Here is a 23,614-nt window from a genome sequence, read left to right on the forward strand (position 1 = left end):
ACCGCGCATGACCGCTCACGCCCTGCACACCCCTTTCCCCTTTACGCCGTTGCGCCTGGTGGGCAAGCCGAAACTCTCGGTGGACGACATCTACCCGGCACTGTTCGACGCCATTCTCGAACAACGCATCGCCCCCGCCAGCCGTTTTACCGAGGAGAGCCTCGGGCAAAGTTTTGGCGTCAGCCGCAGCGTGATTCGCCGGGTGCTGGCGCGGCTGTCGCACCAGCAAGTGATCATCCTGCGGCCCAACCATCGGGCCCAGGTGGCGGCACCGGATGCACAACAGACCCAGCAGATTCTCGAGGCGCGGCGCCTGACGGAAATCACCGTGGTGCAGTTGGCGTGTGCCCAGGCGAAACCGGCGCAGATCCGCCAACTGCGGGAGTTGATCGCACGGGAGCGCGACTGCATCGAGCGTGACGAACGTGGCCCGGCGATTCGCCTTTCCGGGGAATTTCACCTGCAATTGGCGGCAATTGCGGGCAACGCGCCGCTGGCACAGTTTCTCAACAGCCTGGTGCCGCTGACCTCATTGGCGATTGCGCAGTTTGAGGCCAAGGCTTGCACGTATTGCGCATGGCAGGAACATAGGGCGATTGTGGATGCGGTGGAGCATGGCGATGCCGGCAAAGCCGTAGCCTTGATGACTCAACATCTGGACCATCTGGAAGCCAAGCTCCTTATCACGTAGCAGCTGTCGAGCCTGTAAATGGCGCACACAAAAAAGCCCGGCATCTTTCGATATCGGGCTTTTTGTTTTAACGCTCAATCAAGCTGGTTACAGCCCCGATTGCGCATGCCAGCGTTTGGCTTCGCTAGGACACCTCTCGCTCGGGAACTTTCCTACGATATTTGAGGAATTCTGAGTCTGTACTTTTGGACTCAAGATTCTAAATTTGCTCTTGAATCATTTCGATTCAAAGTCAGTACCAAATCACGTTTGATAAAGGAGATTTGCTATGAACTTTAAAAACCTGATTCAACTACCTGCAGCAAAAAATATCCAAGGGCCACCGGGCGGGCCAAACTTGGAACACCCTCAATGGGCCAAGTACCCAGTATCGTAAAATAAACTGATTAAGCGTCCAGCGAGCGAAGAGTCGCTGGATGCTTAATCATTTAATAACGATTCAAAGGGATGGAGGCATTGGATGCACTTCATGATTGAAATAAAAGACAGAGTAGCAATCCTCGTAAAAACCCCAGATATTACCAACGTTGGATATACCCTACTACCCAACCCCAAGGATCCAAATGAACACATACTGAGCGAAAGAGGCAAACCAATACTCTCGCTTAAAGGCAATTTCATAGAAACCGGCCACCACTGCAAACACCAACTATACGTTAACAAGCGTTCACCTGAGCATATCCACATCAGCTCTGATTTGAAGACAACAATCGAAAAATCTCATGAGACACCTAAAATAAACAAAGAACACTTCATAAAATACCTCATGTATGGAACACAACCGTGCTTTAGCTCACCGTTTGCGGGCGTATTGTATTTGCCACCAGGAACCGCACTCGACATTGTCAACTGGGTCGTAATCAACCGCGACTGGGATACTGCCAGACGTGTAAATTTTTTGGATATTCTAGAAACACATATGGAAAAAAGCATTCCAAGTACCGGCACTATTGGGCTTGAATATTCCGGCGGACTGGAATCCACTATATTACTGCATATACTTCTAAGACTCTGTCCCGAACGCTTAAAACTTTATCATATTACAGACCATTTTTGCGCATCAGGAGACGATACCCAATCAGTAATAAAAACCGCCGAGCGTTACAAGTGCGATATCACCATACTAAACTATGATGACTCCCTACCATTTGGATGTCAGCCTTGCACGACATTGTTACCTAGCTTTCCTCATACCGGCTTGGTCAACACTGCCTATCTAGACTTTTCTAATGATTTAATCACTAATCAGAATACTACACTTATCAACGGCGCCGGCGGAGACGCGCTGTTTTGTGCGCTACCTCAGAAAGGGCTTGTTATAGAACTCATCAAAGAAAGACGCTACATTACCGCAGCCATAACACTGAAAAATCTTTCAGAGTATTTTAGATCACCTATCGCGAGCATGTACGCCGCCTCAAAGTCCAGCTACCACCAAACACTTAACCGAGTGAATGACCCAGAAAAATGTTTAGCTATTGACTACGGTGCAAATCTAATTCTAAAACCAGAACATATAGACAAAGAAAGCAACAACAGGTCTTCTTACGAAGTAGACAACAATGATCATCGGATATCTTTACGAGACCGAACGCAAAATGCGCTCATAAACAAGTATGAAATGCTTACCTCACCACTCTCGGGTGTACCTGGCCGCTATTTATATCCATTCCTATCGCCTGAGTCGTTAGCTACTGCTTTACAGGTACATTCGCATAAATTAATAAAAGGAAAATTCGACAGGCATTTTCTACGGCAATCTGCATTTGATCGATATAGCGATAACTCCTTATGGAACACCAGAAAAGGGAGTGCGATGGGCCTGACACAAAAATCTTTATTGGCGAACCGATTTGAAATCGAACAACTTATTTTAAATGGACCACTCGTGGAACTGGACATTGTTGACACGGACCGCATTCAAAGACTGATAAGCGGGATCGCTGTAGGCGCAATACAGTGCCCACACGCGCTTATACACTTATACACAGCAAACATGTTCATAAAGCACTGGGAGCCTTATATAAATGGCTAATAAAGAACCAGTAGTACAGTGGGCAAAAGGCCTGCACAGCGTAATTTACAACTCACAAATTGTGAGCCTGGACGAAACAAAGGATCGGTTTATTTTTTTTGAACCTGATCAGGGAAAATTCATAGAGTCAATAATTCACAAATCGCCTAACCATCTAACATCAAAGGACAGGGAGTTTATAAGCGAACTAACTGAGTGTGGAATCTTGTCCATTGAGGAACGGAATCCTGGCAAACCATTTGCCGATGTAAAAAATAGCCTAGGCGCATTTACCTGTGAGTGGCGTAACGGAGACGATTCCTGGCGACTGGGAGATCTAACTCCTACATTGTTTATCAAAGCATTTATTTATCTAAAACGCGCTAAAACACTCACCGAAGCAGGCAAGCTTTCGAAATTATTAAACGACCTTAGAGCAAGCAGTGCTCACCAGAAAAAAACGAGCCAACGGCGACTGGTAAAGATAGGGAATAACATTAATTTTGCAATTAAATTATTGAGCGTCGAAGTAAAATGCCTCGAATTCGCATACAGCCTATCTAGGATTGCATTCGAAGAAAGCCTTAGATGTTCATTCAACATTGGTGTTCAAACACACCCATTTATTTCTCACGCATGGACTGAGGGGCCATACGGAGTCATTCTCGACAAAGCCGAACTACCTCAAGATCTCGCCATTATCGTTTCCATAGGTGCAACTGGATGATAGGAAAAGATTTTTTTACTTGCATTAGAATCTGCTTCAGCATAATGGGAGTCGCCGAGCACAAGTTAAAGCTTTTTTTTGCGCTTTCATTAGTAATGGATATTTTAACCGTGGTCTTTTCGGTGGCAGCGCCCGCACTGCTAAAAACATTGATTGACTCTTACAGCGAAAACCTGCCCAGTTATAATCTTGCATGGGTAGGCGCAGCGTATGGTTTGGTCTGGTTAGCCTCTGAACTTATGCTCAGGCTCAGAGCCGTATTTAGCAGCATTTTAATTGAGCAAATCAAAAAAGAGGCCAGCATTCGTTTCTGCTTAAATACGATTTTCATATGGGATTCCAGCCAGCCAGCGATGTCGAGCGGAGTTTTTGCCAACAAATTTTCTCGAATAAATTCTGCCTTACCTATCTTTTTAGACGGTGTACTTTCGCAAGTATTACCACTAATTGTAAGATTTTTCTTATCAATAGGCATCCTCATACAATTTTTGCCAGTCATTTACTCCCTCACACTAGCCTTAGTCGTATTTGCCTTTGGCACCATTTCTTACTTTACATTCAAACTCATTGGAGAAAGACAGACTACTTCAAACAAAATTTCACAAACCGCTTACGAAGTAATTTTAGACCTTCTTAAGAACCGCGAAATAGTAATCGCCCATTCAAACGAAAACACCGAAAAACTCAACATAGAAAGAAACTTAAATGAAATTAATACCAGCGAAGTAAAAAATACCATAACAAACCAATTCATCGGAGGGGCGCAGATAGCGGTAATGGGTGCGGGCCTTACAATAATCACCGTTTTATCCGCCGTAGATCTATCGAAGGGTGTGATTTCGGTGGGTGACTTTGTACAGATCAATGCCTATTTGCTACAGTTTGTTTTACCCGTCAGCTATTTTGGCCTAGTCATCAGCAGCATTAAAAGAGCGTCCGTTACCATTGCAGAAAATTCGGCTTTTTTGCTCACCCGCTCACTCGATTACAAGCAACATAAAATAGACTGTACAGCGTTATCCGCGCCATCAATAGAAGTGGACAATATTTACGTAAAAGGATTTGATGACTCATTCATCCTAAAAAATGTATCATTTAAAATTCCTCCAGGTGAATCTATGGCCATCGTGGGCAGTTCCGGCTCTGGAAAGAGTACCTTGCTCAAATCACTTGCCGGACTCTACAACCTCCACTCAGGCCACATATATGTAGACTCGGAACGCTTATCCCATACCAACGTAAAAAAATTGCGTTGCCGCCTGGGATATGTTCCTCAAGAACATTGCCTGTTTAATCGAACAATAAAAAACAATATATTTTCCACCTCCAACCAGCACTACGACAAGACAATCAGTTTTTATCACAGCTCAAACATGCCCCCCATGATGGAAGAAGATGGAACTGAGCGAACACTTGAAGGCTTGTCCGGTGGAGAAAAACAAAGAATTTCTCTTGCAAGAGCAGTTGCAAGAAATTCCAAACTGCTACTTCTAGACGAGCCTACAAACTCTTTGGACGTCAACTCAAAAAAAATAATAAATGACTACATATTCCAAACCCTCAAACACCATACAACAAGGATAATTATCACTCACGACCTTGAGGATGCCGGGTTAGCTGACCACATTATTGTCTTATTAAACGGCTCAATAGTGGAGACCGGCTCACCAGCGCAGCTTATATCGTCGAGAGGTTGGTATTATGAAAACCTATCCAAACCAGCAACAATATAGACCACTCTAATTTTAAGAAGTATGAATTAGGCATCCTGAATACAAAAAGCCCGGTATCTTTCGATACCGGGCTTTTTGTATTAACGCTCAATCAGACCCATTACAGCACCGACTGACCGCTCATCGCCAGGTCCAGCAACTCACGGTTGGCTACCGCGTACATGGCGTAGTCCGTGCCGACTGCAGCACGAATCTCCACCATCATGGTGCGCCAGCGATCAGCCATGTCCTGGTGCTGCTCAAGCCACAGGGCCACGCGGGCTTCCATGTCTTCTGGCGCATCGGCCATTTGCAGTACGGAAATGGTGATCGCCCGTTGCTGCCAATCCACGTCATCGCGGAAGGCTTCGCGGGCCTGGGCCTGCCAGTTGTTGCCCACGGGCAGGCTGCTGATCTGCTGCAGGTACCACGGCAAGTCCAGGGCGCTGCCGACGGCAAAGTAAGCCTTCGCGACGTCTGCCGCACTTTGGCCTGTCACGTCGGCGGCTTCGATGATCGGCAGCAGGGTGTACAGGTGGGTAGTGCCTGCAACCATGCGCGCCAACAACTCCGGCACACCGGCTTCGACATAAGCCTGGTAACGGTTCTGCCAACCTTCGCGGGTCGGGCCTTCCAGCAGTTCGTCGAGCTTGAGGCCCAGCGCGGCAAGGTGCGGACCGAAGTGCGCAACATCACGTCCGGCATCCTGTTCGTTGCGACGGCTGCGCAGGAACCAGCGCGTGGCACGGCGGCCCAGGCGCATCAGCTCGTCCATCAGCTCCAGTTGCACGTCGGCCGAGACCTGGTGGTCCAGGGCTTCGATCTGACGGAACCAGTGCGGGAGGTGGAAGATGTCACGCACGATCACGTAGGCGCCCGCCACGTTCGCCGGGCTCATGCCGGTGGACTCTTTGAGGCGCTGAACGAAGGTGATGCCCATGTGGTTGACCAGGTCGTTGGCGATCTGGGTGCTGACGATCTCGCGCTTCAGACGGTGGCGACGCATGGCTTCGGAGAACTTCGCCACCAGGCTCGGCGGGAAAGCGGTCTCCATGTCACGGGTCAGGTAGTCGTCATCCGGCACCAGGGATTTGAGCAACGCTTCCTTGAGGTCGATCTTGCTGTAGGAGATCAGTACCGACAGCTCCGGACGGGTCAGGCCCTTGCCCGCAGCGGCGCGCTCGTTGAGCTGCTCCTCGGTCGGCAGGTACTCGATGGCGCGGTCCAGCTTGCCACGGCCTTCCAGGTCGCTCATCAGGCGCTTGTACTCGGCCACGCGCTCGAAGGCTTTGCGGGCAGCCAGGGACAGGGCCTGGGTTTGCTTGTAGTTGTTGCCCAACACCAGGCTGCCGACTTCGTCGGTCATGCTCGCCAGCAACTGGTTGCGCTGCTTGTCGGTCATGTCACCGGCCTGCACCACTTCGTTGAGCAGGATCTTGATGTTCACTTCGTGGTCGGAGCAGTCCACACCACCGGCGTTGTCGATGAAGTCAGTGTTGGAACCGCCGCCATTGAGGCCGAATTCCACACGACCCAGCTGCGTCATGCCGAGGTTACCGCCCTCGCCCACCACCTTGCAGCGCAGCTCGTTGCCATTGACGCGCAGGGCGTCGTTGGCCTTGTCGCCCACATCGGCGTGGCTCTCGGTGCTGGCCTTGACGTAGGTGCCGATACCGCCGTTCCACAACAGGTCCACCGGCGCCTTGAGCAAGGCATTCAGCAGTTCGGTCGGGGTCAGCTTGTCGGCCTGGATGTCGAAGCGTTCTTTCATCTGTGGCGAGATGGCAATGCTCTTCGCGCTGCGCGAGAAGATACCGCCGCCTTCGGACATGATGCTGGTGTCGTAGTCGGTCCAGGCCGAGCGCGGCAGGTCGAACAGGCGCTGACGTTCAGCGAAGCTGTTGGCCGGGTTCGGGTTTGGATCGATGAAGATGTGCAGGTGGTTGAAGGCGGCGACCAGTTGCAGCTTGTCGGACATCAACAGGCCGTTGCCGAACACGTCGCCGGCCATGTCGCCCACGCCCACCACGGTGATGCTGTCTTGCTGGACGTTGATGCCGCGCTCGCGGAAGTGACGCTGCACCCCCACCCACGCGCCCTTGGCGGTGATGCCCATTTTCTTGTGGTCGTAACCGGCAGAACCGCCGGAAGCGAACGCGTCACCCAGCCAGAAACCGTAGTCGATGGCGATGCCGTTGGCGATGTCGGAGAAGGTCGCAGTGCCCTTGTCCGCTGCTACTACCAGGTACGGGTCATCGTTGTCGTGGCGCACCACGTTCAACGGTGGCACCAGGGCGCCGTCTTTCAGGTTGTCGGTAATGTCCAACAGGCCGGAAATGAAGATGCGGTAGCAGGCGATGCCCTCGGCCGCGATCTCGTCCCGGCTGCCGCCCAACGGCAGGCGACGCGGCAGGAAACCGCCCTTGGCGCCCACCGGCACGATTACCGAGTTCTTCACTTGCTGGGCTTTTACCAGGCCCAATACTTCAGTGCGGAAGTCTTCTTCACGGTCGGACCAACGCAGGCCGCCGCGAGCGACGTTGCCAAAGCGCAGGTGCACGCCTTCAACCCGAGGCGAGTAGACGAAGATTTCAAACTTCGGCACCGGCTTGGGCAGCTCAGGAATCGCGTGCGGGTTGAACTTGAAGCTGAAGTACGACTTGTTCTGGCCGTTGGCGTCAGCCTGGTAGAAGTTGGTCCGCAGGGTGGCCTTGATCAGGTCCAGGTAGCGACGCAGGATGCGGTCTTCGTTGAGCACCTGAACGTCGTCCAGGGCCGTGAGGATCGCTTGTTCCAGGCGTTGCTGCTTGTCTTCGAGGTCTTCGGCGGTGAGCTTGCGTGCCAGGTAGAAACGGGTCTTGAACAACCGGGTCAACTCGCGGGCGATGTCGGTGTGGTTGTTCAGGGTGCTGGCGATGTAACCCAGGTCGAAGCCCAGGCGAATCTGCTTCAGGTAACGGGCGTAGGCACGCAGCAGCGCCACGTCGCGCCATGGCAGGCCGGCCGTCAGCACCAGACGGTTGAACGCATCGTTTTCGGCATCGCCGTGCACGATATGCACGAATGCGTCCTGCAGGGTGTCGTTCAATTGCTGGATATCGAGGTTCACGCCTTCGGCGGCGATGAACGCGAAATCGTGAATCCAGAACTCGCGGCCATTGGCATGACGCAGGCGGTACGGGAATTCACCCAGGACACGCAGGCCGAGGTTTTCCAGGATCGGCAGCACATCGGACAGCGCCAGCGGCGTATCGGCATGATACAGCTTGCAATGCAGCTCGCGCTGGCCGGAAACCTGGCCCAGCGGCTGATAGAAGCTCATCACCAGCGGGGTTGGCTTCGGTCAGGCTGAGCAAGTGCTGCATGTCGACCACGGCCGAATGCGCGGCGAAACGCTCGCGGTAGCCGGCCGGGAAACCTTTCGGGAAATCAGCCAGCACGTTGGTGCCATGGGCTTCGCCGAAGCTTTCCACCACCAGGCTGGAGTAGTCGTCCTGCCAGCTGCGGCAGGCCTGCACCACTTCTTTTTCCAGTTGCAGCGGGTCGATGTCCAGGCGGTTCTTCGGGTCTACCCGCAGGATCAACTGCACGCGAGCCAGTACGGACTCGGAGAAGAACGTCCAGAACTCGCAGTCCGAGGCTTTCAGGCGATCCATCAGCACTTGCTGGATCTTCTGGCGCACTTCGGTGGAATAGATGTCGCGCGGCACGTAGGCCAGGCAGTAGCAGAAACGGCCGTACGGGTCTTTGCGCAGGAACACGCGGATCTTGTTGCGTTCCTGGATCTGCACGATCGACATCACGGTGCTGAACAGCTCGTCCACCGGGGTCTGGAACAGGTCATCGCGGGGCAGAACCTCGACCACCTGGGCCAGTTCCTTGCCCAAGTGCGCCTTGGCCTGGAAGCCCGAGCGACGCTCGATTTCCGTCACCTTGCGACGGATGTAAGGAATCACCCGCACGCTTTCGCCGTACACCGAGGAGGTGTAGAGGCCCATGAAGCGGCATTCCTTGATGACCTTGCCGTCGGCGTCGATCTGGCGGATCGACACGTAGTCCGGGTAGGCCGGGCGGTGCACGCGGCTTGGGTGTGCAGCCTTGGCGAACGACAGCACGGCCGGCTCACGCAGGTAGTTCACCGCGTAGTCTTCGATGCGCAGCTCGTCGGCCGTCAGGCCCGGGCGCAGCAGTTTGGTCAGACCGAGGAACGAGTTGGCGTCATATTCGATATGACCGCCGTCCGCCTCGTCACGTACCACAAACTCTTCATAGCCGAGGAAGGTGAAGTGGTTGCCCACCAGCCATTCCAGGAAGCTCTTGATCTCGGCTTTTTCTTCGCCGTCGATCACGTACGGGCTGGCGTCGATACCGGCCAGCAGCTCCTGGACCTTGGCTTTCATCGGTTCGAAATCGGCGACTGCAACGCGCACTTCGCCCAGTACCTGCTCAAGTTCCTTGCTCAGGACACTCAGCTCGGCGGCGTTGGCGCAACGGTCGATTTCCAGGTACATCAGCGATTCTTGCTGAACGTCTTCGCCCTGGGTGCCTTTGGGCAGGATTTCCAGCAGTTCGCCCTTCTTGCCACGACGCACGCTGAGTACGGTGGTTTGCAGGGTGTGGATGCTGTAGCCACGGCGGTTCAGCTCGGTACGCACCGAGTCCACCAGGAATGGCAGGTCGTGGTGCAGCACTTCGACCGCAGTGTGGGTCGATTGCCAGCCATGACGTTCGTAATCGGGGTTGTAGACCCGCACTTGCGGTTGGTTGTGATCAAAGCGCTCAAGCAGGCGCCAGGCAGACAGGGTGCAACCGGCCAGGTCGGACAAGCGACGCTGGGTCAGTTCATCCAGGGAAATGATGCCGAAGAATTGTTCAGCGAACAGCGCCACTTGTGGCAGTGCCTGTTCACTGATGTGCTGCGCCAGTGCCGCTTGCAGTTGGTGCTGGAAGTCGGCTTTGCTGGCTGCGGTGAAGAACGCCATCTGTGGTACTCCGCTTGGGCTTGTTATTGATGGAAGCGTCGCGTGTTATCCCCTTGCGGGGAGACCGTCAGCTCTGTTCGCGGTCTACAGTAACGAATTCAGAGTGACAGGTGGGTGAAGCTGGACAAGACAATGAGGTCACATTCAACTTCCATAAGATGCGCACCTTGCCAGGTGACGGTACGACGGGCAGGTCAGACTCCTGGCGAGGCACATCCGTTGCGCAGCTTAACGAGTGTAGGAAGCAAGCTGCTTGCGACGCTGCGACATATTCGGTCATCGGCACGCTGCCGGCGGGTTGCGACTTGGGCAACCGGGTGTTTTCGGAGAAATCCCGGGGCGCCGAGTACCGGAAATGACTGATATTGCCCGCCAGGTCATGCCTCAAGGTCTGACACACGATGCAGCACAAAATTCGCCGCATTTTCGCCAGCATGCCGCGCGCCTCCTGAGAAAGTGAATCATCAGGGTAAATTCTCGGCGGTCGCCCCCTTCCCAATTGAGAGGCTGAACTCCCAATCACATCAAAAGCTAAATGAGTAATTTGTCGAACCGCTCTTAGTTTGCCTACCTCTCATAAAACTATAAACATCACAAACCATTGAAACAGCTGCGTACAAACGCAGCTAAGCCAAAAAATCAAACATAGACAACTATCATCCCACGCCCCGACGAGATAATTCCTACACAAACACAGGACGCTCGCGCCTTCACACCAATTGAATCGAGGTAGGGCCACTGCTATTAATTGATCACTTGCGAAATTACGCGCAAGTGGGGAACTCACTATCGAGTGCCTCTAATTCAAAATAGAAACGAGGTGATTGAAATGGGTAATAAACGCTCCGAAATAACCATCCCGACTGGCTTTCCGCAAAACGCAGGCGCATCCGAAAGCTTACTAGCGACCGAGGTCCACTTCTTCGCCACACTCACAAACTGACATTCCATACAAATGAAGCACCCGCTAAAAAATGCCGAAAGGAAATCCTTTCGGCATTCAAAAATAACGAGGCAAGCATGTCAGAGCGAGAACTAAGCCCAACCAATGCTCTATCAAAAATAAAAGAGACCATTCATAGCCTTGGCCTAACTGCGATTACGCAGTATGCAAACAAAGAAAACCTAGTAGCGACGACGGAACTGTACGACGCAAATAGCCAACTAGTCGCATCGGGCGCAGGCAAAGGGCCCGAATCACTTATTGGAGCACTCGCTGAAAGCTTAGAGCACCTTATCGCGGGCCAACCAATCGTCCTTGGTATTACGACATGTCACTGCAAGGCAGTTGCTGCACAAGCGCCAGCAAAAATCGATGGCTTACTCTTCAACTGTTCTCAAATCAAGGAGCCTCTTGAATGCTTAACGCTCACAACCCTTGATAAAAAGGAAAAATTATTAGTCCCACACGCGCTCCTCTGCCCAGCCATCGCCAAAAACAAACATCCCAAAGGAAACTCTCACTTAAATTTTCTAGCCCGCTACTCATCCAATTCAGGTATGGCATTCGGATGTACGGAAGACGAGGCCCTCTTACACGGCATTCTCGAAGTCATTGAGCGACACATTCTATCGCTTTTTTATATGGCAATTTGCAAAATCGGCCCACCCATAAATTTATACTCCCCGTCCACATCCCTCCTTGCGATGGCACTACATAACAATCCGTATGCAATAAAATCTGCCCAACGTCTCCAGATCGTGGTCATTAAAGATTTTTTAGGCGTTTATTTTGCAGCAGCTTTCCCCAGAGCGGGCGCAGGCGATCTACATATTGCATCTGTTGGCTCAGGTTGCTCGCTGGACGTTAACGTAGCTTTGCAGCGAGCGGTGACGGAGCAATTCCAAGCAAACGAACTGTATGACGCTGCAGGAGAGGAGCTGGACAAGAAAACCCTGGAGCTGCTGTCTAGCTCAGAAAAGCTCAAACCTCTCATTGAGTTCTCCTCAATAAAGAACTTGAGACTGCCCCTCATTAAACATCAACACAAACAATTCTCAGCAAGCGTTCCGCATCAGCTGCAAACATTACAAAACAGCCTTTCCAATGACGGAAAGAAAATATTCTTCAGAACACTCACCAAGTTTGCCAACGGCTGTAGCGTTATACAAATCTACATCCCCAGCCTTGAGCGCTTCAACATTATTAGAAGTGGAAACTTGGTAGCGCCCCAGCACACTCTACTCAGCTACCCCACCCCTACACTATAAGTATGAATGCAGCGAAGAATGCCTATAGGCGACCAAATGCAAACACTTGTTAAAATAGCATGCAAACAGCATACAGCTCTGCTTACGTCTACCATCCTTACCACAATAGGGCTTAAACTTATAGCGCTCGCGCCACCTTTACTGCTAGGAGAAGTCGTAGACGCACTTAGCAACAACCAGCCAACAATGAACACCTTATTCATACTGATTGCAGGCTTCATTCTGGCCGGATGCATTCAGGCCTTAGTAAACCCTGCGCAAATATTCCTATTATCCAAGCTAATCCAACAAATCGTAAGAGATGCTTCGATCAATTGGATCGGGCAATTACTGCACAAAGACTTTCATCACTTTAGCTCATGGCGCATTGGCCACTTCATAAAGTCTGTGGAACGCGGAATCACGGCTCACGAAAAATTGCTTACGTTTTTCGTCACTGTCGCATTTCCTATGTGCCTGGAGTTGCTAATTGTTGGGGGAGCCTTTTTGTATATGGGTGGTAGCGGAGTGTTCCTCGCTGTGATCGGCCTGAGTGCTATCTATCTTTTTACAGCCCACAAAATCATAAGATGGCGGAGAAAGCACATTGACAGGATCAACGAACAAGAAGATGAGCTGGGTGCCATTCTGTTCAACACTTTAAAATCGGGGAAGTCTATAAAACTGGAAGGAGCAGAACATACTGCCACACACCCTTTGAATGAAGCTTTCACCCAATACGCCAATGCCGCGGTAACAGTTACAAGCTCCGGCGGTTTTTTAAACGGTATAAAGATCCTATTCATCAGCCTTGCCACCGGAGGGCTACTTGGCTGGGGGGTATTGGATCAGCTTTCAGGACAACCCGTTATTAGTCTTGGGCAATTAGTTGCGACATTCTCAATCGCTGGCAGCTTCTTAATCAACATTACTGCGCTTACAGAAGGCTACCGGGTACTGGATCAATTTCTCGCAGACCAGCGCCGACTCCTGCACCTACTGTCGTTACCAAATTTTGGCGACGACAACGGCCAACTCGAAATACCGCTACAGCCCAAATCAACGTTAATACTTAATCCCTGCATCGTGACTGACACCAGCTCCATCCGCTTGACCATCAAGACAGCCATCGAATTTACCCAAAGTCAGTCAGTTGCCATCACTGGGCCAAGTGGAGCGGGGAAATCTACCTTGCTGGAAGTGCTGGCAGGCTTGAACCCCTCACTGACAAGCAGGTTGCTTATCGACGACAAGCCCATTTGCGAACTGAGTGCCCAAGCGCATTTGAGGTACCTGAGGTATTGCCCCCAGTCGCCCCAGTTCCTGGAAGGCTACTTTGATCACTCCGTACTGTTTGGAATCCCCCCCTCCCCACACTTGAACCACGCAATTGAACAACTGAACCTGGAAGAAATCGTTTTAAACCGCAGCCTCAGCGAAAACGCGTCCAATATTTCAGGAGGCGAAGCAAAGCGTCTGTCCCTGCTGCGCCTCGTCAACAGGCCCGGGGAATTCAATTTATTCGATGAACCCAGCGCGTCCATTGAACAAAAACTGGCCACGCCTGTGTGGGATCTGCTGTTCGATACCTTCGGCAAACGCGGATTGATATGCGTCACACATGATGTCCGCCACCTGCACCGTTTTGATCAGGTTATTGTCATGTCAAACGGAGCAATCATTGATCAAGGCCCTTGGAGCGAGTTGGCTAACAAAACGTCGATCTTGACGCTGTTAAGTGACTTTGATCTGGAAAACCAAACCGGCAACAGCTAGGAGCCCCTCATACACGATGCAGCACAAAATTCGCCGCAATGGCACAATTGCCCTGCTTCGCCCTCCCCCAGACAGGATTAACCATGCCATTGCAACTCACCACCGCCCACCTGATCGTCAACCCGTGCGATGACGAAGAAGACAACATGGCCATGCTCTGCTGCCACGGCGACAAGGGCGAGATGTTCATGGTGACCCGTTATCCGGACGAGGACGAGGTGGAAGTCACCTGGGATTACGAGCCGTCGACCCTGGACGGGCTGAAGATCACCCTGAGTGCCACGACACTGTTGGTGGAGATTGGCGCGGCGGATGCCGATGCATTGGGCGGCCACGATCAATTGGCAATCACCCACGGCACCGCCGAGTCGGATCTGGCCGAAGTGGAAGAAACCCTGCAGAACATTCTCAAGGGCACCGGGACCTATATCCGGGCCTAGTTGCCAAATCCGCACAATGTGGCGAGGGAGCTTGCTCCCGCTGGGCTGCGCAGCGGCCCCAATCCAGCCAACTGCGTTCTGCCTGGAAAAACTCGGCAGCCTTGTTGGGGCTGCTGCGCAACCCAGCGGGAGCAAGCTCCCTCGCCACAAAGGCAGGCGCCTATCGGAAAAAACCTCAGACATTTCCCACATTTCCCGAAAAATACCCCCCGCGCCGTTAGTCTCCACCCCCTCCGATGCATTAAAGTAACGCCCCCAGGCCTGGCATTTTTCGCAATGCCCAGTCTCACCTCTCCAGGAACCGTCATCGATGGAACATCGTGAAGCGCTGCTTGCGCTGCGAACCTTTCTTTCAACGCAGATTCTCGGCCAGGAAAAACTCATCGAGCGCTTGCTCATTGCCCTGCTCGCCGATGGCCATATGCTGGTTGAAGGCGCTCCCGGGCTGGCCAAGACCAAGGCCATCAAGGAGCTTGCCGAAGGGATCGAGGCACAGTTCCATCGCATCCAGTTCACCCCCGACCTGCTGCCCGCCGACATCACCGGCACCGAGATCTATCGCCCGGAAACCGGCAGTTTCGTGTTCCAGCAAGGCCCGATCTTCCACAACCTGGTGCTGGCGGACGAAATCAACCGTGCCCCGGCCAAGGTGCAGTCGGCATTGCTCGAAGCCATGGCCGAGCGCCAGGTCAGCGTGGGGCGCAGCACTTATGAGTTGTCGCCGTTGTTCCTGGTGATGGCCACGCAAAACCCGATCGAGCAGGAAGGCACCTACCCGCTGCCCGAAGCCCAGCTCGACCGTTTCCTGATGCACGTGAAAATCGGCTTCCCCGATGCCGCCGTCGAGCGCCGCATCCTGCAGCAGGCCCGTGGCGAAGCCCTCAACGGTGAAACCAAGCCCGAGCGGCGCGTCAGCCAGCAGGCGATCTTCGCCGCGCGCAAGGAAATCCTCGGCCTGTACATGGCCGATGCGGTGGAGGAATACCTGGTGCAACTGGTCATGGCCACTCGCACCCCGGCCAAGTTCGATCCGGAAATGGCCGAATGGATTGCCTATGGCGCCAGCCCTCGTGGCTCGATTGCCCTGGACCGCTGCGCCCGGGCCCACGCCTGGCTGGCCGGCCGCGATTTCGTCAGCCCGGAAGACATCCAGGCGGTGCTGTTCGACGTGCTGCGCCACCGCATCATTCTGTCGTTCGAGGCCGAAGCGGCCGGCATCGACCAGGACCGCGTGGTGCAACGCATTCTCGACGTCGTTGCCGTCGCTTGACGCCTATGAACGCTGGCGATGGAACCCGTGTCACCCTGAGCGAATTGATCGAGATGCGTCATCGCGTGCGGGAAGTGCAGCTGTTTTCCACGCCGAGCCAGCGCAGCCCGCTGATCGGCCTGCACCACTCGAAACTGCGCGGGCGCGGGGTCGACTTCGACCAGGTGCGGGTGTATCAGGCCGGCGACGATGTGCGCACCATCGACTGGCGCGTCACTGCACGCACCCAGGAGCCACACACCAAGCTGTTTCATGAAGAGCGCGAACGGCCGATCTTCATCATGGTGGAGCAAAGCTGCCGGCTGTTTTTCGGCTCGGGGCAGATGTTCAAGTCGGTGCTGGCGGCCCAGGCGGCGAGCCTGATCGGCTGGGCGGCGCTGGGCCATAACGACCGGGTCGGCGGGCTGGTGTTCGGTGACAGCGAGCACTACGAAATCAAACCCCGGCGCAGCAAGCAAAGCCTGCTGCAATTGCTCAACCGGTTGGTACGGGTCAACCAGAGCCTCAACACCGAACGCCGCCCCGAAGCCGACGCCCTCGGCATGGCCTTGCGCCGAGCCCGGGAAGTATTGCGCCCGGGCAGCCTGGTGATTGTGATCTGTGACGAGCGCGCCCTGACCGAAGGCGCCGAGCAACAGCTGAGCCTGCTGTCACGGCATTGCGACCTGCTGCTGTTGCCGGTTTCCGACCCGCTGGACCACGCCCTGCCCGCCGCCGGCCTGCTGCGCTTCGCCGAGCGCGGCGCACAGCTGGAACTGGACACTCTGAATTTTGATCTGCGCCAGGCCTACAAGGCCCAGGCCGAAGCCCGCAGCGCACGCTGGGAACTGCTCGCGCAAAAGCTGCGGGTGCTGTTGATGCCCTTGAGTACCCAGGGTGAAATGGTCGAGCAACTGCGCGAATACCTGAACCCGCAACGTCCGGTTAAAAAGCAATGAGCAGCCTCGACCAACTGCAACCCCTGATCGCCCCGCCAGTGATCGGCTTCTGGCCGCCGGCGCCGGGTTGGTGGCTGTTGCTGCTGATCATCCCGTTGGCGGGCTGGGGCCTGTGGTGGCTGCGCCGTTTCCTGCCAGCCAAGCGCCCATTGGCCCGTGCCGAACAACCCCTGGACCCGCTGCGCATCGCCGCCCTCGCCGAACTGGCGCTGATGCCCAAACCCTACGACGGCGCACCGGCCGGTGCCTGGCTGCAACAGCTCAACGGCCTGCTCAAGCGCCTGTGCCGCAACGACTACCCCTACAGCCAGAGCCACACCCTCAACGGCCGCAAGTGGCTGGCGTTCCTCGACAACCGCTGCCCCGCCGCCGGCCTGACCCGCTGGATGGTGCTGGTGGAAGGCGCCTACAAGCCCGAATGCAAACTCGACGACAAGGCCATCGCCGGCCTGACCCAGGCCGTCGACACCTGGATTCGCAAACATGTTTGAGTTCGCCTGGCCGTGGATCTTTGCCCTGTTGCCATTGCCCTGGTTGCTGCGCCTCATCCTGCCGGTGGCCGACAGCGGCGAACCGGCGCTGAAAGTCAGCTTCCTCAGCGACCTCGAAGGCCTGGCCCGCCGCCGCGCGCGGGTCAACCTGCCGGGATGGCGCCAGCAAGCACCGTTTGTGTTCCTGTGGCTGCTGCTGTTGACCGCCGCCGCCCGCCCGGAATGGTTGGGCGAACCCTTGCCGATTGCAGCCAGCGGCCGCGACTTGCTGGTGGCGGTGGACGTTTCCGGCTCGATGGACTTCCCCGACATGCAATGGCAAGACGAAGACGTCAGCCGCCTGAGCCTGGTCAAGCACCTGCTGGGAGATTTCCTGGAGGGCCGCGAAGGTGATCGCGTGGGATTGATCCTGTTCGGCAGCCAGGCCTATCTGCAAGCGCCGCTGACCTTTGACCGGCGCACCGTGCGCACCTGGCTGGATGAGGCACGGATTGGCATCGCCGGTAAAAACACCGCGATTGGCGACGCCATCGGCCTGGCCCTCAAGCGCCTGCGCCAGCGTCCGGCGCAAAGCCGGGTGCTGATCCTGGTCACCGACGGCGCCAACAATGCCGGCGAAATCGACCCGCTGACCGCCGCCCGCCTGGCCGCCGAAGAAGGCGTGAAAATCTACCCGATCGGCATCGGCGCAGACCCCGAGCAAACCGGCTCCCTGGGCATCCTCGGCGTCAACCCGAGCCTCGACCTCGACGAACCGGCCCTCAAGGCCATCGCCGAGGCCACCGGCGGCCGCTACTTCCGCGCCCGCGACGGCAACGAACTGCTGAAGATCAAGGAAACCCTCGACCAGCTCGAACCCGTGGCCCAGCAACCCACCCAGGCCCGCCCCGCCCAGGCGCTGTACAGCGCGCCGCTGGCGTTGGCGCTGATCCTCAGCATGCTGCTGGTGATCCAGGAACGCTGGCCGGATAACGCCCTGCAACGCCTGTTCAACAAACTCTCAAGCAAGGGCCGTTTCCTGCAACCCAATCCTGAATGGCGTGAACGCCTCAAACGCCTGCGTTTGCGGAGGCGTCGATGATCGCCCTGTGGCCGCACTGGTTCCGCCCCTGGTGGCTGTTGCTGCTGCCGCTGCTCGGCTGGTTGCTGTGGCAGTTGTGGCACCGCCAGAAACGCGCCGGGCGCTGGCAGATGATTCTGCCGCCGGCGTTCCACGCCGCATTGCTCAGTGGCGGCAATGGCCGGGAGAGCAAATCGCCGTGGGTGGTGCTCGGGATTGCCTGGCTGCTGGCCGTGCTAGCGTTGCTGGGGCCGAGCTGGGAACGCGTCGAACAGTCCAGCCAGAAGCCCGCCGACCCGCTGGTGGTGCTGCTGGAACTGACCCCGGAAATGCTCGCCACCGACAGCCCGCCCAGCCGCCTCGAACAGGCACGGCGCAAGCTGTTCGACCTGCTTCAGGCCCGCAGCGATGCGCAGACCGCCATCGTGGTCTACGCCGGCAGCGCCCATACGCTGGTGCCACTCTCGGACGACCTGGCCACCAGCCATAACCTGCTGGAAGCCCTGCGCCCCTCGATCATGCCCGAGCCCGGCCACCGCGCCGACCTGGCCGTGGAGAAGGCCCTGAGCCTGCTCAAGCATGGCGGCCTCGGCCAGGGTCGGCTGCTGCTGATCGGTTCGTCGCTGTCCAAGCAGGAACGCCAGGGGATCCGCCTGCAGCTGCAAGGCAACCAGGCGCCGAGCCTGTCGATCCTCGGCATTGGCAGCCGCGAAGGCACGCCGGTGACCCAGGAAAGCGGCGAGTTCCTCAAGGACGCCCAGGGCGCAATCCTCGTACCGCGCCTGGACAGCCCGACCCTCAAGGCCTTCGCCAGCGAAATGGGTGGCCGCTACCGCCAGGCCCGCCTGGACGACAAGGACCTGCGCCACCTCGGCCTGCTGGATGGCCCGCAAAACCTGCGCAATGACGGCCAACTGCTGCACCTCGATACCTGGGCCGACCAGGGTTATTGGTTGCTCTTGCCACTGCTGCTGCTCGCTGCCTGCGCCGGGCGCCGGGGCTGGCTGTTCTTCCTGCCGTTGCTGCTGTTGGGCGCGCCGCAGCCCAGCTATGCCTTCGACTTCCAGGACCTGTGGCTGCGCCCCGACCAACAGGGCCAACTGCTGCTGAAGAAAAAACGCCCGGCCGAAGCAGCCGAACATTTCGAAGACCCGCAATGGCAAGGCGTCGCACTGTATGAAGCGGGCAACTATGCCGAAGCCGCCAAGCGGTTTGCCGAAGGCAGCGACGCCTATTCCCACTACAATCGAGGCAATGCCCTGGCCAAAAGCGGCGAGCTGGAAGCGGCGATCGATGCCTACGAACAAGCCCTCGAAGCCCAGCCAGACTTGCAGCCGGCGCTGAAGAACAAGGCGCTGGTGGAAAGCCTGATGCAACAGGAACCGGAAAAAACCGAGCCGGCCAAGCCTGCAAAAAACGAGGATGACGAAACCACCCAACCCGGCCAGACTGCGCAACCGGGCGCCAGCAGCCAGACCGCCACCGGTGGCGAGCAGACGTCCCAAGTCCAGGGCCAGCCCGGCGCGACCGACACGCAAACCGGGGCCACGCCCCACGCCGGCAGCAACGAGGTACCTGGCAGCGAGTTGGGTGATGAACAAACCACCACCCCGCCCCTGCGCCCGGTCGACGGCACGCTTGAAGGCGAGCAGCGCCAGGCCCTGGAACAATGGCTGCGGCAGATCCCGGACAACCCCGGCGAGCTGCTGCGACGCAAATTCTGGTACGAACAGCAACAACATCAGGACAAGACTCGATGAACCGCTGCACCGCCTTACTTCTCACCCTCGCGTTGTGGGCCAGCCAGGCCCAGGCCGCCGGCCTGGTGGCCAGTGTCGACCGCAGCCGCATCAATTCCGGGGAGACGGTGGAACTGACGGTGGAGTCCAACGATGTCACGCTGTTCGGCAAACCGGACCTGGCGCCGCTGGACCCGCTGTTTGAAGTGAGCGGCACGCGCCAGATCAACCAGCTCACCACCCTGGGTGGCGATAACCACGCCACCACCCGCTGGATCATCACCTTGCTGCCCAAGGAGAACGGCACCGTGGTGATTCCACCGTTGCAGATCGGCGAACTCAAGACCCAGCCGATTACCCTGCAAGTGGTGGAAACCGTCAGCCAGAACACCGAGGCCCAACTGGCTCCTGTGTTCATCGAAACCAACCTCGACCAGGACAGCGTCTACGTCCAGGCCCAGGCGTTGCTGACCGTGCGCGTCTACCACTCGGTATCGCTGTATGACGACAGCAGCCTCACGCCGTTGCAGGTCGCCGATACGCGCATCGAGCAGTTGGGCGAGTCGCGCACCTACGAGAAAGTCATCAACGGCATCCGCCACGGTGTGATCGAAACCCGCTATGCCATCTACCCGCAGCACAGCGGCACGCTGACCATTCCGACGCAGACGTTCAGCGCCACCCTGGTAGAGCCACGGCCCGCCCAGGACAACAACCCCCAGGGTTCCAAGCCCGGCAAGCTGATTCACGTCAGTTCGCCGGAGCTGTCGTTGACGGTCAAGGCCAAGCCTGCGCTGTACCCGGCGGATGCTCCCTGGCTGCCGGCCCGCAGCCTGACCCTCACGGAAAGCTGGAACCCCGAGCCCGATCATGTACAGGTGGGCGACTCCCTGACCCGCAGCCTGACCTTGAAAGCCGAAGGCCTGGCCGGCGCGCAACTGCCACCGCTGGCACTGAGCGACATCCCCGGCCTGCGCCGCTACCCGGACCAGCCGGTGCTGAGCAACCAGAACAACGACCGTGGCCTGATCGGCAGCCGTGAAGACCGCGAAGCGCTGGTGCCCAACCGCGCTGGCGCGCTTGAACTGCCGGCGGTGGAAGTGGTGTGGTGGAACACCCACGAAGACCATCTGGAACGCACCAGCCTGCCGGCGCGCACCCTGCAGGTGGCGACCAACCCGAGCCTGATCGTGGACACGCCGGCCAGCCCGACCGTGATCACCGCGCCGGACAACGACAGCCTGTGGATCTGGCAACTGACCAGCCTGATCCTGGCCTGCACCACCCTGCTGGGCTTCGGTTTGTGGTGGCGTGCACGCTGGCAGCCGGCGATTTTGCGTGCCGCGCAAACCGGCCCGAGCCCGCGAACCCTACTGGACGACCTCAAGCGGGCGAGCCAGGCGAATGACCCGCAGGCTACGCGTCAGGCGCTGGATGCCTGGGCGCGACAGCAGCCGGAGACCCTGGCGGATATGGCGGCGCGGTTTGTGCCGTTGTCGGATGCGCTGGATGGGTTGAACGGCGCGCTGTACAGCGAGAGTGGGCAGTATTGGCAGGGAGAGGAATTGTGGCGGGCGGTGAAGGCGATTCCGATGGCGGAGCGCGAGCAGGACCCTGCGGGGGACAGCACCAGCTTGCCGCCGCTGTATCCCAAATAGCCCCTCTCAGAAACACCCAAAACCCAATGTGGGAACCGGGCTTGTGTGGGAGCTGGCTTGCCTGCGATGGCATCACCGCGGTCTGACTGACAGACCGAGGTGCCTGCATCGCGGGCAAGCCCGGCTCCCACACAAACCGGGTTCCCACATTTTGATCTGCGGCGTCTGGGTTACTTGCGCGCCGCCTCCCACGACTTCAGCAACTCGTTATAACTGACCGTCTCACCCTGCGGCTTCTCATTTGCCAGCTTCGGTTTCGGCGCACCCGGCTGGTCAAACCAGTATTGCGCGTCCCGTTCCTCGTTCATTTTCGGCCCGCAAATCGGCTGCACCTTGGAGCGCTCCAGGCGCGTCATGATCGCGTCCTGATCCTTGGCCAACCCATCCAGCGCCTGCTGCGGCGTCTTCTCTCCGCTGGCCGCTTCCGAAATATGGCTCCACCACAATTGCGCCAACCGTGGATAGTCCGGCACGTTGGTGCCGGTCGGGGTCCACTCCACCCGGGCCGGGCTGCGGTAGAACTCCACCAACCCACCGAGTTTCGGCGCCAGGTCGGTCATGGCCTGGGAGTTGATGTCAGACTCACGAATCGGCGTCAGGCCAACGATGGTCTTTTTCAGCGACACGGTTTTCGAGGTCACGAACTGCGCGTACAGCCAGGCCGCCAGTTTCTGCTTCTCGGGCGTCGACTTGAGGAACGTCCAGGAACCTACGTCCTGATAGCCCTTCTTCATGCCCTTTTCCCAGTAAGGCCCGACGGGCGATGGCGCCATGCGCCATTTCGGCGTGCCGTCGGCGTTGACCACCGGCAGGCCCGGCTTGGTCATGTCGGCGGTGAACGCGGTGTACCAGAAGATCTGCTGGGCGATGTTGCCCTGGGACGGCACCGGACCGGATTCGGAGAAGGTCATGCCCGCCGCTTCCGGTGGTGCATAGGCTTTCATCCAGTCCACGTATTTCTGCGTGGCATAAACCGCCGCCGGGCCGTTGGTGTCGCCACCACGGGTGACACTGGAGCCCACCGGGTGGCAGTCCTCCACGCGAATGCCCCACTCGTCCACCGGCAAACCGTTGGGCAGGCCCTTGTCGCCGCCACCGGCCATGGAGAACCAGGCATCGGTGAAGCGCCAGCCCAGGGACGGGTCTTTCTTGCCGTAGTCCATGTGCCCGTAGACGCGCTTGCCGTCGATTTCCTTGACGTCTTCGCTGAAGAATTTGGCGATGTCTTCGTAGGCCGACCAGTTCACCGGCACGCCGAGTTCATAGCCGTACTTCTCCTTGAACTTGGCTTTCAGGTCTGCCCGTTCGAACCAGTCGGCGCGGAACCAGTACAGGTTGGCGAACTGCTGGTCGGGCAATTGGTAGATCTTGCCGTCGGGCGCAGTGGTGAACGAAATACCGATGAAGTCCTTGATGTCCAGGGTGGGTGAAGTGAAGTTCTTGCCTTCGTTGGCCATCAGGTCGGTGATGGATTCTGTCTTGCCATAGCGAAAGTGCGTACCGATCAAGTCGGAATCGTTGACCCAGCCGTCATAGATATTCTTGTCGGACTGCATCTGGGTTTGCAGCTTTTCCACCACGTCGCCTTCCTGCAGCAAGTCGTGGGTCAGCTTGATCCCGGTGATTTCGCTGAAGGCCTTGGCCAGCACCTTGGATTCATACTCGTGGGTGGTGAGGGTTTCCGACACCACGTTGATCTTCATCCCGCGAAACGGCTCCGCGGCCTTGATAAACCACTTCAGCTCTTCAAGCTGCTGGGCTTCGGTGAGGGTCGACGGTTTGAACTCACTGCCGATCCATTTTTTCGCAGCGTCTTCATAAGCATCCGCCCAGGCCGCAGCACTGAGCCCGCTGAGCGCCAGCACGGCCGCCAATGAAATGCTATGTCGCAGCTTATTGTTTTTATCGAACATAGAGACCTCCTGG

General features: G+C 56.7%; 14 protein-coding genes and 1 pseudogene. 13 read left to right on the top strand and 2 right to left on the bottom strand.

All coding sequences use genetic code 11. The features are described 5' to 3' along the window. Window positions 1-7: 7 nt before the first annotated feature. The 4 genes from QF039_RS15025 to QF039_RS15040 all read left to right on the top strand — a co-directional run bounded on the left by QF039_RS15025 (window position 8) and on the right by QF039_RS15040 (window position 5,165). Window positions 8-691, top strand: a complete 684-nt coding sequence (locus tag QF039_RS15025) for a GntR family transcriptional regulator (protein WP_177029354.1) — start codon at window positions 8-10, stop codon at window positions 689-691. Window positions 692-1,151: 460 nt separating this feature from the next. Next, a complete protein-coding gene (locus QF039_RS15030; RefSeq protein WP_307519186.1) occupies window positions 1,152-2,726 on the top strand; it encodes an asparagine synthase-related protein in 1,575 nt (524 codons plus the stop codon). After that, on the top strand, window positions 2,719-3,432 hold the full coding sequence (locus QF039_RS15035) for a lasso peptide biosynthesis B2 protein (protein WP_307519188.1): 714 nt from the start codon (window positions 2,719-2,721) through the stop codon (window positions 3,430-3,432). Before QF039_RS15030 ends, QF039_RS15035 begins: the two co-directional genes overlap by 8 nt. Next, window positions 3,429-5,165, top strand: coding sequence for an ABC transporter ATP-binding protein (locus tag QF039_RS15040; RefSeq protein ID WP_307519190.1), 1,737 nt, complete (start codon window positions 3,429-3,431; stop codon window positions 5,163-5,165). The genes QF039_RS15035 and QF039_RS15040 overlap by 4 nt, the downstream gene beginning before the upstream one ends. A 100-nt stretch (window positions 5,166-5,265) precedes the next feature. On the opposite strand, the pseudogene QF039_RS15045 reads toward QF039_RS15040, so the two are convergent. Further along, window positions 5,266-10,126 (bottom strand): annotated as a pseudogene (locus QF039_RS15045) (NAD-glutamate dehydrogenase). Between the two features lie 1,020 nt (window positions 10,127-11,146). Here QF039_RS15045 and QF039_RS15050 point away from each other — a divergent pair. The 9 genes from QF039_RS15050 (at window position 11,147) to QF039_RS15090 (ending at window position 21,688) form a co-directional block, all read left to right on the top strand. After that, complete coding sequence (locus tag QF039_RS15050) at window positions 11,147-12,337, top strand: YcaO-like family protein (protein WP_307519192.1); 1,191 nt, start codon at window positions 11,147-11,149, stop codon at window positions 12,335-12,337. Window positions 12,338-12,373: 36 nt separating this feature from the next. Continuing rightward, window positions 12,374-14,092 (top strand): ATP-binding cassette domain-containing protein, encoded by a 1,719-nt coding sequence (locus QF039_RS15055; protein WP_307519194.1) that lies wholly within the window; start codon window positions 12,374-12,376, stop codon window positions 14,090-14,092. Window positions 14,093-14,175: 83 nt separating this feature from the next. Next, a complete protein-coding gene (locus QF039_RS15060; protein WP_003212949.1) occupies window positions 14,176-14,532 on the top strand; it encodes a hypothetical protein in 357 nt (118 codons plus the stop codon). A gap of 310 nt (window positions 14,533-14,842) precedes the next feature. After that, window positions 14,843-15,802, top strand: coding sequence for a MoxR family ATPase (locus tag QF039_RS15065; protein WP_003218556.1), 960 nt, complete (start codon window positions 14,843-14,845; stop codon window positions 15,800-15,802). 5 nt (window positions 15,803-15,807) lie between these two features. Continuing rightward, window positions 15,808-16,740 carry a DUF58 domain-containing protein gene (locus QF039_RS15070; protein WP_003218540.1) on the top strand — a complete coding sequence of 311 codons (933 nt, stop codon included), beginning with the start codon at window positions 15,808-15,810 and terminating at the stop codon, window positions 16,738-16,740. Continuing rightward, the gene (locus QF039_RS15075; protein ID WP_003218539.1) at window positions 16,737-17,231 is read left to right on the top strand and encodes a DUF4381 domain-containing protein; all 495 of its coding nucleotides are present in this window, start codon (window positions 16,737-16,739) and stop codon (window positions 17,229-17,231) included. Before QF039_RS15070 ends, QF039_RS15075 begins: the two co-directional genes overlap by 4 nt. Continuing rightward, window positions 17,224-18,312, top strand: coding sequence for a VWA domain-containing protein (locus tag QF039_RS15080; RefSeq protein WP_003218538.1), 1,089 nt, complete (start codon window positions 17,224-17,226; stop codon window positions 18,310-18,312). The genes QF039_RS15075 and QF039_RS15080 overlap by 8 nt, the downstream gene beginning before the upstream one ends. Next, a complete protein-coding gene (locus QF039_RS15085; protein ID WP_307519200.1) occupies window positions 18,309-20,051 on the top strand; it encodes a tetratricopeptide repeat protein in 1,743 nt (580 codons plus the stop codon). Before QF039_RS15080 ends, QF039_RS15085 begins: the two co-directional genes overlap by 4 nt. After that, window positions 20,048-21,688 (top strand): BatD family protein, encoded by a 1,641-nt coding sequence (locus QF039_RS15090; protein ID WP_307519201.1) that lies wholly within the window; start codon window positions 20,048-20,050, stop codon window positions 21,686-21,688. The genes QF039_RS15085 and QF039_RS15090 overlap by 4 nt, the downstream gene beginning before the upstream one ends. 170 nt (window positions 21,689-21,858) lie before the next feature. Here the strand turns inward: QF039_RS15090 and QF039_RS15095 are convergent, their stop codons facing one another. Continuing rightward, window positions 21,859-23,601 (bottom strand): ABC transporter substrate-binding protein, encoded by a 1,743-nt coding sequence (locus QF039_RS15095; protein WP_003218534.1) that lies wholly within the window; start codon window positions 23,599-23,601, stop codon window positions 21,859-21,861. Between the last annotated feature and the right edge of the window lie 13 nt (window positions 23,602-23,614).

The sequence above is a fragment of the Pseudomonas sp. W2I6 genome (assembly GCF_030815935.1).
Lineage (GTDB): Bacteria > Pseudomonadota > Gammaproteobacteria > Pseudomonadales > Pseudomonadaceae > Aquipseudomonas.

What these genes read in the sequence shown, in the direction of transcription:
- QF039_RS15030 (WP_307519186.1), top strand. Translation starts at nt 1,152, where the DNA reads ATGCACTTCATGATTGAAATAAAAGACAGAGTAGCAATCCTCGTAAAA.
- QF039_RS15035 (WP_307519188.1), top strand. Translation starts at nt 2,719, where the DNA reads ATGGCTAATAAAGAACCAGTAGTACAGTGGGCAAAAGGCCTGCACAGC.
- QF039_RS15095 (WP_003218534.1), bottom strand. Translation starts at nt 23,601, where the DNA reads ATGTTCGATAAAAACAATAAGCTGCGACATAGCATTTCATTGGCGGCC.
- QF039_RS15070 (WP_003218540.1), top strand. Translation starts at nt 15,808, where the DNA reads ATGAACGCTGGCGATGGAACCCGTGTCACCCTGAGCGAATTGATCGAG.
- QF039_RS15040 (WP_307519190.1), top strand. Translation starts at nt 3,429, where the DNA reads ATGATAGGAAAAGATTTTTTTACTTGCATTAGAATCTGCTTCAGCATA.
- QF039_RS15060 (WP_003212949.1), top strand. Translation starts at nt 14,176, where the DNA reads ATGCCATTGCAACTCACCACCGCCCACCTGATCGTCAACCCGTGCGAT.
- QF039_RS15075 (WP_003218539.1), top strand. Translation starts at nt 16,737, where the DNA reads ATGAGCAGCCTCGACCAACTGCAACCCCTGATCGCCCCGCCAGTGATC.
- QF039_RS15025 (WP_177029354.1), top strand. Translation starts at nt 8, where the DNA reads ATGACCGCTCACGCCCTGCACACCCCTTTCCCCTTTACGCCGTTGCGC.
- QF039_RS15080 (WP_003218538.1), top strand. Translation starts at nt 17,224, where the DNA reads ATGTTTGAGTTCGCCTGGCCGTGGATCTTTGCCCTGTTGCCATTGCCC.
- QF039_RS15065 (WP_003218556.1), top strand. Translation starts at nt 14,843, where the DNA reads ATGGAACATCGTGAAGCGCTGCTTGCGCTGCGAACCTTTCTTTCAACG.
- QF039_RS15085 (WP_307519200.1), top strand. Translation starts at nt 18,309, where the DNA reads ATGATCGCCCTGTGGCCGCACTGGTTCCGCCCCTGGTGGCTGTTGCTG.
- QF039_RS15050 (WP_307519192.1), top strand. Translation starts at nt 11,147, where the DNA reads ATGTCAGAGCGAGAACTAAGCCCAACCAATGCTCTATCAAAAATAAAA.
- QF039_RS15055 (WP_307519194.1), top strand. Translation starts at nt 12,374, where the DNA reads ATGCAAACACTTGTTAAAATAGCATGCAAACAGCATACAGCTCTGCTT.
- QF039_RS15090 (WP_307519201.1), top strand. Translation starts at nt 20,048, where the DNA reads ATGAACCGCTGCACCGCCTTACTTCTCACCCTCGCGTTGTGGGCCAGC.